The sequence below is a fragment of the Synechococcus sp. BA-124 BA4 genome, assembly GCF_034931165.1.
Map to the genome: position 1 here is coordinate 1 of NZ_JAYGIA010000104.1, position 15,315 is coordinate 15,315.

The following is a 15,315-nucleotide window of genomic DNA, read 5'->3' on the forward strand; positions in this document are numbered from 1 at the left end:
CGGTGGGGGTGGCGGCGGTCATGGGAGAACTCCTTGAGAAGTGTTGCGAGAATTGTAACGCATTGTTTCGAATGCGTCCAGCATCCCTCACCCCAGCCGCCGCAGGCAGAGCTCCTCGAAGGCCGGCCGCAGCAGATACGGGTACTCGCCCACCCACTGCTTCAGCTGGGGCAGCCAGCCATCCGAGAGGGCCCCGATGCGGGAGAAGTCCTTGCGCTCACTCAGCACCAGGCAGCGGATCACCATGCCGCGCCGGATCTGCTCGTGCTTCTTCTCCAGCGGGAAACGGATCTGACCCAGGTAGCCGTCCTCATCTTCCAGCTCCAGGCACAGCCAGGTGCGCCGGTTCTCCACCAGCTCCAGGCGCCCCTGCCGATTGGCCTGCTCCCGGCGGTTCTCCACCACCTCCCGCCGGAACTGGTCGGCCACCACCCCCTCGAAGATGGCGGCCGCCGGGTAGCGCCGCAGCAGCGCGTTGCGCCGTCCCGCCTCCAGGATCGGCCCCCACAGCACATAGAGAAGGAAGACGAAGCCCACCACCAGGAACACCGGGCCGGCCTGGCTGCGGAACAGGAGCACCTGGCTGATCAGCAGGGCGATCACCCCGCCGATCACCGAGATCAGCACCCGCTGCAGCAGCTTGCGCGGATCGCCGCTGCAGGCCGTGAACTGGGGGCCGGTGGCCACCGCCGGGATCAGGCGGAACAGTTCGCCGGGTTTGAGGGGAATCAGCATCGGTTGACGGGGTGGCGGCTCACAGCAGCCTCTCGAGGCCGTAGATCAGGCCGCCCAGGCGGCGCACCTTGCGCACCGTGAGCAGCACGCCGGGCATGTAGGCGCTGCGGTCGATCGTGTCGTGGCGCAGGGTGTAGGTCTCGCCGGGCGATCCGAACATCACCTCCTGGTGGGCCACCAGCCCGGGCAGCCGCACCGAGTGAAGCCGCAGGCCGCTCTCCCGCAGGCCGCCGCGGCAGCCGGCCAGGCTCTCGTGCTCCTCCACCTGCAGGGGGTTGAAGCTCTTGCCCAGCTCCTCCATCAGCTCCGCGGTCTTGAGGCAGGTGCCGCTGGGGGCATCGGCCTTGCGGTTGTGGTGCAGCTCGGTGAGCTCGGCGTAGTCGTAGAAGCGGGCCGCCGCCGCCGCCGCCTGCTGCAGCAGCACCATGCCCACGCAGAAGTTGGGAATCACCGCCCCGCCCATCGAGGCCTTCTCGGCGAACGCGGCCAGATCGGCCAGCTGGTCGGGGCGCAGGCCGGTGGTGCCGATCACCGGGTGGACGCCGTAGGCGAAGGCGCCGCGGCAGTGCTCATAGACGACGCTGGGGTGGGTGAAGTCCACCAGCACCGCGCCGCCGCCGGGGCCGGACTGCCGCACCGCCTGGCTCGCCTGGCAGAGGCTGCCCTCGAAGTCGGCGCTGATCGCCACCTCCAGGTCCCCCAGCCCGAGGGCCAGTCCGACGTCCTCGCCTTCGCGGCCCGGGGTGGTGTCGATCGCCCCCACCAGGGTGCAGTCGGGGGCCGCCACCACGGCCTTGATCACCTCGGCGCCCATCCGGCCCAGGGCCCCGGCCACCACCACCGGGATCGGTGCCGGCTCTGCTGGGGACGGGGAGGTCGCGGTCATGGGCGGTGGGCATTCCAGGCGAGCCTATGTGGCCCGGCCCACCGGCAGGGCCCCAGCCTGTAACGCTGCGCTGCAACCGATCGCGTCCCCGACGGGACCTCCGTAGGCTGCTTCACATTGCTCAACGCATCCGCCGCATGTTCACGCAGGTCCGTTCCGCCAGCCGCCGGGTCAGCCCTGCCCCCACCGATGGCGCCAACGACCGGGTGGTGATGAAGGCCGTCTACGTGGTGCTCGAACCCCAGTACCAGAACGCCCTCACCACCGCCGCCACCGGCCTCAACGACCAGAACGGTCCCCTGGCGGTGGAGCTGAGCGGCTACCTGATCGAGGAGCTGCGCGATCCGGCCAACTACGCCGACTTCTGCGCCGACGTGGCGGCCGCCGACGTCTTCATCGCCTCGCTGATCTTCATCGAGGACCTGGCCCAGAAGGTGGTGGAGGCGGTGGCCCCCCACCGCGACCGGCTCAAGGCGGTGGTGGTGTTCCCGTCGATGCCGGAGGTGATGCGCCTCAACAAGCTGGGCACCTTCTCGATGGCCCAGCTGGGCCAGAGCAAGAGCGCCATCGCCCAGTTCATGCGCAAGCGCAAGGAAGCCAACGGGGCCGGCTTCCAGGACGCCATGCTCAAGCTGCTGAACACCCTGCCGACGGTGCTCAAGTACCTGCCGGTGGAGAAGGCGCAGGATGCCCGTTCCTTCATGCTCAGCTTCCAGTACTGGCTGGGGGGAACGCCGGACAACCTGCGCAACTTCCTGCTGATGCTGGCCGACCGCTACGTCTTCGGGAAGGCGGAGCTGGGCCGGCCCCAGCTGACGGTGGCCGACCCGGTGGTCTTCCCGGACCTGGGCATCTGGCACCCGATGGCGCCGGGCATGTTCGAGGACCTCAAGGAGTACCTCAACTGGAGCGCCAGCCGCAGTGATCTGAGCGAGAAGGCCCGCCGGGGTCCGGTGATCGGCCTGGTGCTGCAGCGCAGCCACATCGTCACTGGCGATGAGGCCCACTACGTGGCCGTGATCCAGGAACTCGAATACCGCGGCGCGACGGTGATCCCCGTGTTCTGCGGCGGCCTCGACTTCTCCCGGCCCGTCTCCTCCTTCTTCTACGACCCCCTCAACCCGGACCAGCCCCTGGTGGACGGGGTGGTGAGCCTCACCGGCTTCGCCCTGGTGGGCGGCCCGGCCCGCCAGGACCATCCCAAGGCCGTCGAGACCCTCAAGCGGCTCAACCGGCCCTACATGGTGGCCCTGCCCCTGGTCTTCCAGACCACCCAGGAGTGGGAGGAGAGCGATCTGGGGCTGCACCCGGTGCAGGTGGCCCTGCAGATCGCCATTCCCGAGCTCGACGGCGCCATCGAACCGATCGTGCTCTCGGGGCGCGACGACGCCACCGGCAAGGCCCACACCCTCCAGGACCGGGTGGATGCGATCGCCGAGCGGGCCATCCGCTGGGCCTCGCTGCGGATCAAGCCCCGCGCCGAGAAGAAGCTGGCGATCACCGTATTCAGCTTCCCCCCCGACAAGGGCAACGTGGGCACCGCCGCCTACCTGGACGTCTTCGGCTCGATCTTCCGCGTGCTGGAGGAGATGAAGGCCAAGGGCTACACGGTGGAGGCCATGCCCCGCACGCCCAAGGAACTGATGGAGGCGGTGCTCAGCGATCCGGAGGCCCTGCAGGGGGCCCCCGAACTGGCGATCGCCCACCGCATGAGCGTCGAGGAATACGAGCGGCTCACCCCCTATTCCGAGCGCCTCGAAGAGAACTGGGGCAAGCCCCCCGGCTCCCTCAACTCCGACGGCACCAACCTGCTCATCTATGGCCGCCACTTCGGCAACGTGTTCGTGGGGGTGCAGCCCACCTTTGGCTACGAGGGCGATCCGATGCGCCTGCTCTATTCCCGCAGCGCCAGCCCCCACCACGGCTTCGCCGCCTACTACACCTACCTGGAGAAGGTCTGGGGCGCCGATGCGGTGCTGCACTTCGGCACCCACGGCTCCCTGGAGTTCATGCCCGGCAAGCAGATGGGCATGAGCGAGACCTGCTACCCCGATTCGCTGATCGGGGCCCTGCCCAACCTCTACTACTACGCCGCCAACAACCCGAGCGAAGCCACCATCGCCAAGCGGCGGGGCTACGCCTCCACCATCAGCTACCTCACCCCGCCGGCGGAGAACGCCGGCCTCTACAAGGGCCTCAAGGAGCTGGGCGAACTGGTGGGCTCCTACCAGCAGCTGCGCGAGAGCTCCCGAGGGGTGCAGATCGTCAACGCGATCATCGAAACCGCCCGCCAGTGCAACCTCGACAAAGACGTTGAGCTGCCCGAGGGGGATGCCGATGCGGCAGCCCTCGACCTCGACGGCCGGGATGGCGTGGTGGGAGCCGTGTACCGCCAGTTGATGGAGATCGAGAGCCGGCTGCTCCCCTGCGGCCTGCACACCATCGGTAAGCCGCCCACCGCCGAGGAGGCGGTCGCCACCCTGGTGAGCATCGCCGCCCTGGAGCGGGAGGAGGAGGGTCTGCGTTCCCTGCCCGGCCTGCTGGCGGAAAGCCGCGGCCGCACCATTGCCGAGGTGTACCGCGGTAACGATGAAGGCGTGCTGGCGGATGTGGAACTCAACCGGGTGATCACCGAGGCCTGCCGTTCGGCGGTGGGCGCCATGGTCCGGGAGGTCACCGGCGCCGATGGCCGCGTCACCTTGCGGCGCAACTTCGGCTGGTTCTTCGAGCTGCTGGAGCGATTCGGCTACCGCTTGCCCTCCCCCTGGCTGAGCGCCTGCCGCCAGGCCGGGTTCCCGGATGTGGATGTCGCCGAGCTGGATCGCCAGTTCGCCTACCTGCGCTTCTGCCTGGAGCAGATCTGCGCCGACATGGAGATGGAGAGCCTGCTGCGGGCCCTCGACGGCGAGTATGTGCTGCCGGGTCCCGGCGGTGATCCGATCCGCAATCCCGGCGTGCTGCCCAGCGGCAAGAACATCCACGCCCTCGATCCCCAGGCCATCCCCACCCGGGCGGCCATCGCCGCCGCCAAGGTGGTGGTCGACCGGCTGATCGAGCGCCAGAAGGCCGAGCAGGGCACCTGGCCGGAAACGATCGCCTGCGTGCTCTGGGGCACCGACAACATCAAGACCTACGGCGAATCCCTCGCCCAGATCCTCTGGTTCATCGGCGTGCGTCCCATGGCCGATTCCCTCGGCCGGGTGAACAAGCTGGAACTGATCTCGCTCGAGGAGCTGGGCCGGCCCCGCATCGACGTGGTGGTGAACTGCTCGGGCGTGTTCCGCGACCTGTTCATCAACCAGATGGCCCTGATCGACCAGGGCGTGAAGATGGCGGCCGAGGCCGACGAGCCCCTGGAGCTGAACTTCGTGCGCAAGCACAGCCAGGAGCAGGCCGCCGCCCAGGGCATCTCCCTGCGTGACGCCGCCACCCGGGTGTTCTCCAATGCCAGCGGCAGCTACTCCTCCAACGTCAACCTGGCGGTGGAGAACAGCACCTGGGAGGAGGAAGGCGAGCTGCAGGAGATGTACCTCTCCCGCAAGACCTTTGCCTTCAACGCCGACAACCCCGGCGAGATGAACCAGAACCGGGAGGTGTTCGAATCGGCGATGAAGACCGCCGATGTCACCTTCCAGAACCTGGATTCGGCGGAGATCTCGCTCACCGATGTGAGCCATTACTTCGACTCCGACCCCACCAAGCTGATCGCCGGCCTGCGCGACGACGGCAAGGCCCCCACCAGCTACATCGCCGACACCACGACGGCCAATGCCCAGGTGCGCTCCCTGAGCGAGACCATCCGCCTCGATTCGCGCACCAAGCTGCTCAACCCCAAGTGGTACGAGGGCATGCTCGATTCCGGTTACGAGGGGGTGCGGGAGGTGGCCAAGCGGCTGAACTTCACCCTCGGCTGGAGTGCCACCAGCGGCGCCGTCGACAACTTCGTCTATGAGGAGGCCAACGACACCTTCATCAACGACCCCGAGATGCGCAAGCGGCTGATGGACCTCAACCCCCACAGCTTCCGCCGCATCGTCGGCACGCTGCTGGAGGTGAATGGCCGCGGCTACTGGGAGACCTCCGACGAGAACATCGCCCAGCTCCAGGAGATCTACCAGGAGATCGAGGACCGGATCGAAGGCGTCAGCGGGTAATTCCCGCTCCTCACCGTCGCCGGTTGCTCGCCCGGCTTGAGAGGCTCCAGAAGCGGGGGCGGTCTCCGCGCCCTTGGGCGGGATCGTGACTGCCGCCTTCGCTTGTTCGTCGCAGTTCGATGCTGCATAGAGCACCGGCCCCCAAAGAAAAAGGGGGCCGTAGCCCCCTTGGATGTTCTTTGCTCGGCCCCAGAGAGTGGCTGCAATGGAAACCAGATTCAACGGCCGATCTTGGCCACCGCGGCGCGGGCCCGGGCCAGGACGGCACCGGTGAGGGGCACGTAATCCAGGGACTTGGCAATGTTCTGGCCCTTGGGCGAGAGGCCCCAGTTCAGGAACTGCTTGATGGTGTCGGTCTTGGCACCATTGCCGCGCTGGTAGGCCAGGATCCAGGTGAAGGAGGCGATCGGGAAGGCGTTGGCGCCGGCCGGGTTGCAGTCCTCACCGCCGAGGCGGGCATCCAGCTTGATGCCGTTCAGAGCCGCCGCTCCGGTGACGTCGTTGGCCAGCACGAAGCGGCCAGCCTTGTTCTGGAGGGCCGCCGGGGTGATCTTGCCCTTCACGAAGGCCTGGTTGAGGTAACCGATCGAACCGGGGGTGTTCTGGATCAGGCCGGCCACGCCCTCATTGCCCTTGCCGCCGACGCCCACGGGCCACTTGACGGCCTTGGAGGATCCCACCTTCGACTTCCACTCGGGCGAGAAGCAGGAGAGGGAGTTGGTGAACACGGCGGTGGTGCCGGAGCCGTCGGAACGGTGGACCACGGTGATCGGCCCTTTGCCGCACTTCAGCTGATCCCAGGTCTTGATCTTGCCGAGGAAGATGTCGGCCACCTGACGCTGGGTGAGCTTGAGGTTCTTGCAGCCGGGATTGTTGTAGGCCGGGGTGACGGTGCCGCCCATCATCGGGATCTGCAGGGCACCGCGCTTGGCGGTGACGCCTTTGGTGAATTCACCCTTGGAGGCGCTCAGCTCTTCATCGGTGGCGCCGAAATCAACGCTGCCGGCGTGGAACTGGCGCACACCGGCGCCGGAACCCACCGACTGGTAGTTGACCTGCCGCTTGGTTTCCCTGGCAAATTCCACCGCCCAGCGCTGATAGGCGGGAGCGGGAAAGCTGGCCCCGGCGCCGTTGATCGAATTGCTCTGGGCGATCACCGGAACCGCAAGCCCAGCCGTGACAGCACTGGCAGCGGAGAGAATCAGGGCCTTCTTCGCGAAGGTCATCAGAAATGCCATTCGGGTGCGAGTTATGAATAGCAACCCGCTTTGACCGTTGGTGTTATGAAGAGGTTAACGGGCGTTCAAGGAATGAATCACCCAATGGGCGGCTCGGCTCCGGGCGGCTCGGCTGGAGCGGCAGCGGGACGGCGAAGGTCCAGAACGAGAACTGTGATCAGTCCTGCCTGCGGCTGAGCGGCTGTCCGTCCCGACCCCCATGGTCCAGATCCCCGTCACCGTGATCACCGGCTTCCTCGGCGCCGGCAAGACCACCCGGCTCAACCGCATCCTCTCCAGCCAGCAGGGGGCGCGCACCGCCGTGCTGGTCAACGCGTTCGGTGCGATCGGCATCATCATGAGCTGGTGGTGGCCACTAAGGACTCCAGGGGTCTCCCGTCTGGCTGCTGCTGCTGGCCCTGGTCGCGGCCACGCACGACCAGGTCCAGCTGGCGAGTTTTCGACGGGCCGGGCTTCGGTGACACGGACCGCCCGGCGCTCGTCTTCGACGCTGCCCTGCTGTGCTCCAGCCTTGAGGCGGTCTTCACCGACCTGGAAGCCCGTCCGCATGGCCCCCTGACCGTGGTGGCCGCCGGGGCGTTTCGGCTGGCTGCGGCGGCACGTGTGGCTGGATCCAGGCCTGCTGACACCCGATCGCCTGCGGCAGCAGCAGCGGCGGGCTCGAGGCCGCTGGTGAGTGTGGCTGGTGGCTGGAGCAGGCCCACCGTCTGCACTGTCCGTTCCAGGTCGTGCTGCCGCCGGCGGCCCCGCCCCGCCCCACCCGGGTGATGGAGCGACTGGCCCAGGCCGCCAATGGGGTGATGCGCCTCCCCGCCCGGCTCGGCCTGCACCAGGAGTTCGGCGCCTTGCTGGGGCGGCGGTTGCTGGAGGCTCTGGTGCCGTAACCCCGGCTACCTGGAATCGTGCCCTTGCCTGAGTTGGGCGCGGATGGAATCGATGGACCGAAGGAGCCTGATGATGGCTTCCATGATCACCATTTTCTTCGCTACATCCACGGGAAAGACCGAAGACATCGCCCAGCGTCTGGCGAGCTTTCTGGATTGTCCCACCCAAACGTGCGATGTCGACACTCTCAGCTCTGCGCAGGACTTCTGTCGTGCGGATGCCTTGATCTGCTGCGTTCCCACCTGGAACACAGGCGCGGATTCCTTTCGCTCGGGAACAGCCTGGGATTCCCATGTGGAAGCGATTTCCGATCTGAATCTCACTGGTAAGCCCGTGGCGATTCTGGGTCTGGGCGATTCCTCCAGCTACAGCGATTATTTCTGCGATGCCATGGAAGAACTCCACAGCGCCTTCCGGAAGAGCGGGGCCCGGCTGGTGGGATCGGTGCCCGTCGAGGGCTACACCTTCCATGCGTCCAAAAGTGTCATCAATGGTCGCTTCTGCGGCCTGCCGATCGATGAGGACTCCGAGCCCGATCTCACCGACGACCGGCTCCGTGGCTGGGCCGCGCAGCTGAATCGGGAGATGGTGGCCTTGCTGACCTGAGCAGCCCCACCCTCCCTCAGGCGTCGTCTCTCTCGATGCGCACCCACAGGCTGCGGCGGGCATCGAGGGTTTCCAGAAGCTCAAGGTGCTCGGCCGTGATGGCCCTCGCCTCCTCCATGCGGCCATCGAGAGACAGCTGGGACAGGCGCTCCATGCACCAGTCCCTTTGATGGGTGAGGGCGAGGACGCGTCGCAGCTGGGCGTCATCCTCGGAAGAGGGAAGACTGGTCATGGCTGGTCGGCCCGTGGGAGCGATCAATCTGTCGATCTCCTACCGGATGATGTTCCCGAAGCACACAACAGACGGTGCCTTTGCTGACCCTGGATGGCGTCGGTGACCAATGTCACATCAGATTGTGTGAATGGGGCGGTTTCGCTGCCTGGACCTGGCTAGGGATAGGCAGGACACCCCTGCCATGCCTGTGAAAGAGCTCACCTCCGCCATTAATCAACATCTCGCCGCAGAGTTTCAGGCCGGCCACACTTACCTGGCCATGTCGATCTGGCTGCGGGAGAAGGATCTGGCCGGATTCTCCACTTACATGCTCGAAAAGAGCCAGGAGGAGCGCAATCATGCGGCCCGCATGATCGCCTACCTGGTCGACAGCGATGAGCAGGTGGAGCTGCCCACCATCGAGGCTCCGGAACGCAGCTGGCCGTCGGTGCAGGGGCTGTTCGATCAGGTCTACGACATGGAGAAGGGGGTCACCGCCTCCATCAACCGTCTCTATGCCATGGCGGAGGATGTGGGCGAACGCAGCGCCACGGCCATGCTCGACTGGTTCGTGGCCGAGCAGCTCCAGGAGGAGGCCGAGGCCCGCTTCGTGCGCAAGCGTCTGCGCCTGGCGGGCGACAACAGTGCCGCCCTGCTGCTGCTGGACCAGCAGTTCCTGGAGGGAACGGCCCTGGCCCATGTCAAGGGCGGCCTCAGCGGCGCCACCGGCGTCTGAGGCGCGATGATGGCATGTCACGACTGTGTTATCCCGATTCGGTTGATTCCGCCTGCCCGTGGCCTCCATGCCCGCTCCTGAGCGCGCCACCCCGGCTCCTGCCGAGCCCTGCCCCTCCTGCGGGGATCGGGCGGAGCGTCGCCTGCAGCTACGGGCGGGCTGGCGCTGGGGCGGCAGCGGCGCCTGCCATGGCTGCGGGAGAGGCGGAGGACGGGGTTCCGGATGGCAGGTCGCCCTTCTGGGCATGCCCAACACCGGCAAGTCGACCCTCTACAACCGGCTCACGGGCGGCCACGCGCAGATTGCCAACTGGCCCGGCCTCACGGTGGAGCTGCTGCGGGGGCCGATGCCGACCGACCACCATGGCACCACCTACGAGCTGGTGGATCTCCCCGGGATCCACGACCTGAGCGGCAGCAGTGAGGACGAGGCCGTGCTGCAGCGCTTCCTGCGCCACACGCCGCCCGATCTGGTGCTGGTGGTGCTCAATGCCAGCCAGATCGCCAGCCAGCTGCGGCTGCTGCTGCAGATCCGGCAGCTGGGCCTGCCGGTCGTGGCGGCGCTGAACATGAGCGATGAGGCCCGTCGCTTCGGCCTTCGGATCGATCACCCGGGGTTGGCTGAGGATCTCGGCATCCCCGTGATTCCGGTGAGCGCCCGGCACAACCAGGGCATCGCCGCGCTCCTCGAGCAGCTGCATCGCTGGGGCGAGAACGGGAGTGCCAGGCCGGCCAGCCAGGGACCGGTGGCCAGCCCGGGGGATCCCCTGTGCGATCCCCAGCCCCTGGACGATCGCCTGCAGGAGCTGGTGGCCCGCCACGTGACGCTGCCGGAGCGGATGCTGAATCGCCGCACCCGTCTGGTGGATCGGGTGCTGCTCCATCCCCTGGTCGGCGTGGTGCTGTTCCTGGGGATCGTGCTGGCGCTGTTCCAGGTGCTGTATGCGGTCACCGCTCCGCTGCAGGACCTGCTGGGGACGGGGCTCGACTGGATCCAGGCCAACGGGCTGGAGCCGGCGCTGCAGGGGCTGGGCTCGCCGGACTGGTTGCGGCGCTTCCTGCTGGACGGCCTCTGGCTGGGGGTGAGCACGGTGGCCACCTTCCTGCCCCTGATCTTCGTGTTCTACGTCCTGATGGCCATCATCGAGGACTCGGGCTATCTGCCGCGTGCCGCCTTTCTGATGGATGGCTTCATGCACTGGCTGGGACTGGATGGCCGTGCCTTCGTGCTGCAGGTCATGGGCTTCGGCTGCAACGTGCCCTCGATCATGGGAACCCGGGTGATCCGGGATCGGGGCATGCGCCTGCTGGCGATGCTGTGCATTCCCTTTGCACTCTGCCAAGCCAGGTTGACGGTGTTTCTGTTCATGGCCGGCGTGTTCTTTCCCAGGCCCTGGTGGGCGCCGGGACTGGTGCTGTTCGGCTTCTACGGAATGAGTTTCCTGGCCGCCGTGATCACGGGCCTGGTGTTCCAGCGGGCCTACCCGAGTGAGGAGGCCTTCGTGCTGGAGCTGCCCCCCTACCGGGCCCCCAGCCTGGCCACCATCCTGCGCCGTGGCTGGACCTCGATGCTGAACTTTCTGGTCACCACCCGCGTCTTCATCATCGTGGGTGCCGCCGCCATCTGGCTGCTCACCAACCTTCCCCCGGGTGCGGCGGAGGGATCGGGCCGCACCCTGGCCGGAGGTATCGGAGCGCTCTTCCAGCCGTTGCTGGGGCCGATCGGCATGAACCCGGAGCTCACCGTGTCCCTGTTCTTCGGCTTCATCGCCAAGGAGATCCTGCTGGGAGCCATGGCGGTGATCTACAGAACCACCGAAACCGACCTGGGCGGCGCGATTCAGGGGGCCATCACACCGTTGCAGTCGCTGAGTTTCATGACATTCGTGCTGCTCTACACCCCCTGCCTGGGCACGGTGGCGGCCCAGATCCAGGAAGCCAGGAGCCGCAGCTTCGCCCTGTTGTCCCTGGGCTGGTCCCTGGTGCTGGCCTGGCTGCTGGCCTTCATCGTCTATCAGGGGGGAGGGTTGATCCTGTCCCTGCGCTGATCACCCTGCGCCGATCAATCCGAAGCGATCGTGTGCACATCCATTTCGGCGGCATGTTCGTGGCGGAGCATGAACTCCAGAAGCCCACTGGCCAGATGCAGGATGCCCCCGGGCTTGCCGCGCCGCAGCACTTCCACTTCCGCACCGGGTCGCACCCCCATGGACAGCAGCCGACGCTGCAGGCCGGGATGGCTTGGCAGGGAGCCGATCAAAACCCTGGCACCCGCAGGAACCTGACTGAGGGGCATGACAGCAGTCTCTCTTGGACAATCAGTTTAGAACCCTCCACGGCAACTTCTGTGCCGGTGGCTGGTTCGGTCATCGGGACGCCGTGGACGGCTGAAGCGCCCGCAGCAGTGACGTGGCAAGATCACGCTCCACCTGCATTTTCAGTCGCTCCACATCCTGCAGCTGGCTGTAGAGCCGATGCAATTCCCGTTCCTGGTCCTGCAGATGCCGGGCCAGGCCGATCTGGGCCTGGGTCAGCTGGGGATGATCGAGCAGAATCGATGGCATCGAATCGCCGCGTCTGATCCGGTTGAGCACCTCGTGGGTCTCTGAAGTTGTCTCGATCCGGCAGCCCATGAAGTCCCAGATTGCAGGCGGATAGGACATCGTCATCGTTCGACGTGGTAACGCTTGAGGCTCCCAAGGCTAAACAGAGACTTCCATCCTTCGGGTCGAATTTGGAACAGAACCATGTTGCAGGTATCACCAGTCGGTGATGCCATGGCCTCGGCCAGTGCCAGCTGCGCCTTCACCCTGACCCCCCCCACTCGCTGCCCAGGGGCTGGGGCCAGGATCAGGTTCGCGCATCAACGGCGTCGGAGAGCTGTTGCAGCGTCGGATGATGCTGGTGGGAGGTTGAATGAATCGTTCCATCCCTGATCCCGGCGACGACGCGGGCCAGTTCGCCGAGGTTCCCCCGGTAGAGATGGGGCTGGTCTCGCTTGAAATTCCCAAGGGCCGTGTCTGCGTTGTAGTCCCGCTTGAGTCTGTTCAGCTCGCTGACCAGCTGTTGCTTGTCATTGTTGTAAACGATGAAGTTCTCCGGCAATTGGCCGCTGTGCCCAGGCTCCGGTGTTTCAAAGAAGTGGGCGTGACACCAGTTGGCATAGGGCGTCAGAATCACACCACCACAGGCCTGGACTTCACAGATTGGCAGTCCGAATGATTCACAGTGTGCAATGAAATAGAGGCTGCAGCTCCTGTAGATCTTCCGGATCTCTGCCATGGAATAGCTGCCGTGGAGCACCTTGAAAGGGATGCCAGCCTCGAGGCAGGCCTGAATCTGTATCGCCCTTTCGGGCAGGTGATTGGGGCGCTCAAAATCAATGAGGGCACAGATCTCCCTGGATTCAATGGCAAGGGACGGATCGATCAGATTGATCCCGATACGTGAAAAGTGCTCGGCTCCGGGCAATACGGGATACTCGGAGACCTCGGTGATGCAGAGATGGTGATCATAGCGATTGAGTCCCCAGTGGTTGCCTTTGGTAACACCCCTGCTCGCCACACAACCATGGACCCACTTCACCCAGTCGGCGCGACTGCCCAGATAGACCAGGTCATAAAGAACGATGGGCAGGTGAGGAACGTCACGACGTAGCTTTTGGTCATCAATAAGGTGATCGAAAAAGGCGCGGGGCATGTGGCCCACGATCACGGCGAAGTCCACCGACCTGAGCTGGCCAAGCAGCTTCCGATAGTTCAGCCATGAGCCGCATTCTTGTGCTACTCGAAACAGCTTTCCCTTCCAGTTCGCCCCTGCTCCCGCCCCTGCCACTGGCCTGCGGGGGAGCGCTGTCAGACCGTCATACAGAAGGATGGTGTCGACACCGATGTCCTTGAACATGCGCTCCAGGCCTTCCGCCAGGGGCCGGTAGAAGCTGTTGGCGCGATTGGCCAGGATGGCGACTCTCACGGGCGTCTCTCCTTCGCTGCCGCCGGGTGGATTCAGGGGCCACGATGCTTCATTCAAGCGTCCAGCATGATCCTGCGCATCGGCCGGATTGGGGGTGAGCGCATCAACCCGTCGCCTCCAGGTGTGCCACTCCGAGCCCGCAGCCAGGACAGGGCCGCATCGCATAGGTGTTGAAGGGGAAGCGGGGCGGCTGGAAGGGCTCGATGCCCCGGCGCCGGTCGAAGCGCACCATGCCGACCCTGCCGCTGTGGGCCACCACCAGCGCCGTGCGCCCCAGCCGGCGCTGGCTGCGGGCCCAGCTGCCGGTGTTGTAGTAGGTGATGTGGCAGGGGCCCCGGTCGTCGCCGCAGGTGGCCGGCAGGGCCAGGGGGGTGGCTTCGGGGATGTGGGTGTGGCCGTTGATCAGCCCGTCGAGGGGCTCGGGGCCCTGCCGTTCCCTCTGCAGGTGTCGGACGATCCCGCGCTTGATCAGCCGGTCGTGGCCGGTGCGGCTCTTGAGGGCACTCTCGAGCACGAAGGCCAGGGAGAAGCCACCGGAGGAGTTGAGGCCCCGGCTCACCGGGATGGGCCATTCCCGGTGGCTGGCCAGCAGATCCACGGCGCCCTGCAGGATCGCCTCGGCGTTCCAGCCCGCTGGCAGTGCTCCGCCGGCCGGCCGGTTGAAGGGGGTCAGCAGGCCGTTGATGCCAGCGCTGTAGTGCTCCTGCAGGCGGGCCAGCCCTTCAGCGGCGTCGGCGTGGAAGCGGATCAGCCGGTCGTACTCGTCGCCGTGGCGCACCAGCAACCGCTGGCCGGCCGGGGTGCGGTACACGGCCTGGCGCCGGATGGTGAATCCGGGCCGCTCCAGGCCGGCGTGACGCCGCAGGTAGGCATCGTGGTTGCCGGGGATGTAGACGATCGCCACCCCTGCCCGGTGCAGGGCCTCGAACCGCTCAAGCACCCGGCGATGGGAGGCCCGCAGCAGCCGCGCCTCCTGGAGTGCCTCGCTGGCCGGAGGATCACCGCTGCCACCGGCCAGCAGGGCGTCGATCCGATCGGTGAGAAAGGTGGCATCGACATTGGCGTTGAAGCGGATCGCCTGCAGATCGATGATGTCGCCGACCAGATAGAGGGTTCGGGGGCGGATGCACTCCAGGAAGGCCGCCAGATGGCCGGCCTCGCATTGATTGGAGCCCAGATGCAGATCGGAGATGAACAGGGCGTCGCAGCTGAGCACACGCGTCGAGGAAGGGTTGGCAGGGAGCTTTGGGCTGCCATGGTGACACGATTCCGGCGCTGAATACGCCCGGGAAAGGGTCAGCCAACAGCGCCGATGTTTCGCTTTTGCCTTCCACATTCTTGCGGCAGTTGGGCGTGCCGTTGTCCGTGGCCTGGCGCACGGCTGCCCGTGCCCAGGGACACCACGGCGCACGTCATCGCCCCTTCAGCCGGCCTGTTGCCAGAGGCGCAGCAGCTCTTCCCGCTGCTCCGGCGAGGGCGGCGGCAGGCGCTTCACGCCCCGCGCCGCCGGGCTGCCGCCATCGCCATCGGTTCCGCGGAAGCCCAGGCGGGTGAGCACCCCCTGGCCCTCAGGGGACAGCAGGTACGCCACGAAGCGCTCCCCGTCCTCCGCCCGGCCGGCCGCCTCCCCACGCAGCACGGCGGCCGCCAGCACCGTCTCGATGGTGGGATCGGGGAACAGCAGCACGTAGCCCCCGGGTCGCTGGCGGCCGGCTTCCCCCTGACGTGCCAGGGCCGACGCCTCGTACACCAGCGCCAGGTCGCCTTCGTTGGGGCCGCCGCTGATGAACTCCTGCAGCAGGATGTCCGTGGAGCGTGCCGGCCTGTAGACGGCGCGGCGCAGGGCGGCCGCACAGTCGCCAGTGCCGCCAGCAGCGCCACGGCCGCCAG

14 protein-coding genes and 1 pseudogene are annotated in these 15,315 nt (G+C 66.5%); 6 read left to right on the forward strand and 9 right to left on the reverse strand.

Annotated features, from left to right (window positions below):
• Positions 1-87: 87 nt before the first annotated feature.
• Together VB734_RS13065 and dapB are read right to left on the reverse strand one after the other, a co-directional pair.
• Positions 88-735, reverse strand: a complete 648-nt coding sequence (locus tag VB734_RS13065; protein WP_323243486.1) for a hypothetical protein — start codon at positions 733-735, stop codon at positions 88-90.
• Between the two features lie 19 nt (positions 736-754).
• Positions 755-1,621, reverse strand: a complete 867-nt coding sequence (dapB, locus tag VB734_RS13070) for a 4-hydroxy-tetrahydrodipicolinate reductase (protein WP_323243487.1) — start codon at positions 1,619-1,621, stop codon at positions 755-757.
• A gap of 137 nt (positions 1,622-1,758) precedes the next feature.
• Here dapB and VB734_RS13075 point away from each other — a divergent pair, with 137 nt between their 5' ends.
• Entirely contained in the window at positions 1,759-5,775 is a 4,017-nt protein-coding gene (locus VB734_RS13075) for a magnesium chelatase subunit H (protein WP_323243488.1), read from the forward strand.
• A 218-nt stretch (positions 5,776-5,993) separates the two neighbouring features.
• Here VB734_RS13075 and pstS read toward each other — a convergent pair whose 3' ends face one another.
• Entirely contained in the window at positions 5,994-7,001 is a 1,008-nt protein-coding gene (pstS, locus tag VB734_RS13080; protein ID WP_323243489.1) for a phosphate ABC transporter substrate-binding protein PstS, read from the reverse strand.
• Between the two features lie 211 nt (positions 7,002-7,212).
• Between pstS and VB734_RS13085 the strand changes: the two are divergent.
• From VB734_RS13085 to fldA, 3 genes and pseudogenes are all read left to right on the forward strand, one after another.
• Positions 7,213-7,406 (forward strand): annotated as a pseudogene (locus VB734_RS13085) (GTP-binding protein); the annotation flags it as partial.
• Positions 7,407-7,741: 335 nt separating this feature from the next.
• Positions 7,742-7,897 carry a hypothetical protein gene (locus VB734_RS13090; RefSeq protein WP_323243499.1) on the forward strand — a complete coding sequence of 52 codons (156 nt, stop codon included), beginning with the start codon at positions 7,742-7,744 and terminating at the stop codon, positions 7,895-7,897.
• A gap of 82 nt (positions 7,898-7,979) precedes the next feature.
• Positions 7,980-8,504 carry a flavodoxin FldA gene (gene fldA / locus VB734_RS13095; RefSeq protein WP_323243497.1) on the forward strand — a complete coding sequence of 175 codons (525 nt, stop codon included), beginning with the start codon at positions 7,980-7,982 and terminating at the stop codon, positions 8,502-8,504.
• 16 nt (positions 8,505-8,520) lie between these two features.
• Here the strand turns inward: fldA and VB734_RS13100 are convergent, their stop codons facing one another.
• Positions 8,521-8,736, reverse strand: a complete 216-nt coding sequence (locus VB734_RS13100; RefSeq protein ID WP_323243490.1) for a hypothetical protein — start codon at positions 8,734-8,736, stop codon at positions 8,521-8,523.
• A 190-nt stretch (positions 8,737-8,926) separates the two neighbouring features.
• Here VB734_RS13100 and VB734_RS13105 point away from each other — a divergent pair, with 190 nt between their 5' ends.
• Both VB734_RS13105 and feoB read left to right on the forward strand, forming a co-directional pair.
• Complete coding sequence (locus tag VB734_RS13105; RefSeq protein ID WP_323243498.1) at positions 8,927-9,454, forward strand: ferritin; 528 nt, start codon at positions 8,927-8,929, stop codon at positions 9,452-9,454.
• A gap of 67 nt (positions 9,455-9,521) precedes the next feature.
• Positions 9,522-11,501: a ferrous iron transport protein B gene (feoB, locus tag VB734_RS13110; RefSeq protein WP_323243491.1), complete on the forward strand. Its 1,980-nt coding sequence runs from the start codon at positions 9,522-9,524 to the stop codon at positions 11,499-11,501.
• Between the two features lie 14 nt (positions 11,502-11,515).
• Here the strand turns inward: feoB and VB734_RS13115 are convergent, their stop codons facing one another.
• The 5 genes from VB734_RS13115 to VB734_RS13135 form a co-directional block, all read right to left on the reverse strand.
• The gene (locus tag VB734_RS13115) at positions 11,516-11,749 is read right to left on the reverse strand and encodes a FeoA family protein (RefSeq protein ID WP_323243492.1); all 234 of its coding nucleotides are present in this window, start codon (positions 11,747-11,749) and stop codon (positions 11,516-11,518) included.
• 70 nt (positions 11,750-11,819) lie between these two features.
• Complete coding sequence (locus tag VB734_RS13120; protein WP_323243493.1) at positions 11,820-12,122, reverse strand: hypothetical protein; 303 nt, start codon at positions 12,120-12,122, stop codon at positions 11,820-11,822.
• A 181-nt stretch (positions 12,123-12,303) separates the two neighbouring features.
• The gene (locus VB734_RS13125) at positions 12,304-13,482 is read right to left on the reverse strand and encodes a hypothetical protein (RefSeq protein WP_323243494.1); all 1,179 of its coding nucleotides are present in this window, start codon (positions 13,480-13,482) and stop codon (positions 12,304-12,306) included.
• Between the two features lie 46 nt (positions 13,483-13,528).
• Positions 13,529-14,641 carry a UDP-2,3-diacylglucosamine diphosphatase gene (locus VB734_RS13130; RefSeq protein ID WP_323243495.1) on the reverse strand — a complete coding sequence of 371 codons (1,113 nt, stop codon included), beginning with the start codon at positions 14,639-14,641 and terminating at the stop codon, positions 13,529-13,531.
• Between the two features lie 207 nt (positions 14,642-14,848).
• Positions 14,849-15,315 (reverse strand): substrate-binding domain-containing protein (locus VB734_RS13135; RefSeq protein ID WP_323243496.1); only part of this gene is annotated, 467 nt, incomplete at its 5' end.

What these genes read in the sequence shown, in the direction of transcription:
- dapB (WP_323243487.1), bottom strand. Translation starts at nt 1,621, where the DNA reads ATGACCGCGACCTCCCCGTCCCCAGCAGAGCCGGCACCGATCCCGGTG.
- VB734_RS13075 (WP_323243488.1), top strand. Translation starts at nt 1,759, where the DNA reads ATGTTCACGCAGGTCCGTTCCGCCAGCCGCCGGGTCAGCCCTGCCCCC.
- VB734_RS13100 (WP_323243490.1), bottom strand. Translation starts at nt 8,736, where the DNA reads ATGACCAGTCTTCCCTCTTCCGAGGATGACGCCCAGCTGCGACGCGTC.
- VB734_RS13065 (WP_323243486.1), bottom strand. Translation starts at nt 735, where the DNA reads ATGCTGATTCCCCTCAAACCCGGCGAACTGTTCCGCCTGATCCCGGCG.
- feoB (WP_323243491.1), top strand. Translation starts at nt 9,522, where the DNA reads ATGCCCGCTCCTGAGCGCGCCACCCCGGCTCCTGCCGAGCCCTGCCCC.
- VB734_RS13115 (WP_323243492.1), bottom strand. Translation starts at nt 11,749, where the DNA reads ATGCCCCTCAGTCAGGTTCCTGCGGGTGCCAGGGTTTTGATCGGCTCC.
- pstS (WP_323243489.1), bottom strand. Translation starts at nt 7,001, where the DNA reads ATGACCTTCGCGAAGAAGGCCCTGATTCTCTCCGCTGCCAGTGCTGTC.
- VB734_RS13120 (WP_323243493.1), bottom strand. Translation starts at nt 12,122, where the DNA reads ATGACGATGTCCTATCCGCCTGCAATCTGGGACTTCATGGGCTGCCGG.
- fldA (WP_323243497.1), top strand. Translation starts at nt 7,980, where the DNA reads ATGATCACCATTTTCTTCGCTACATCCACGGGAAAGACCGAAGACATC.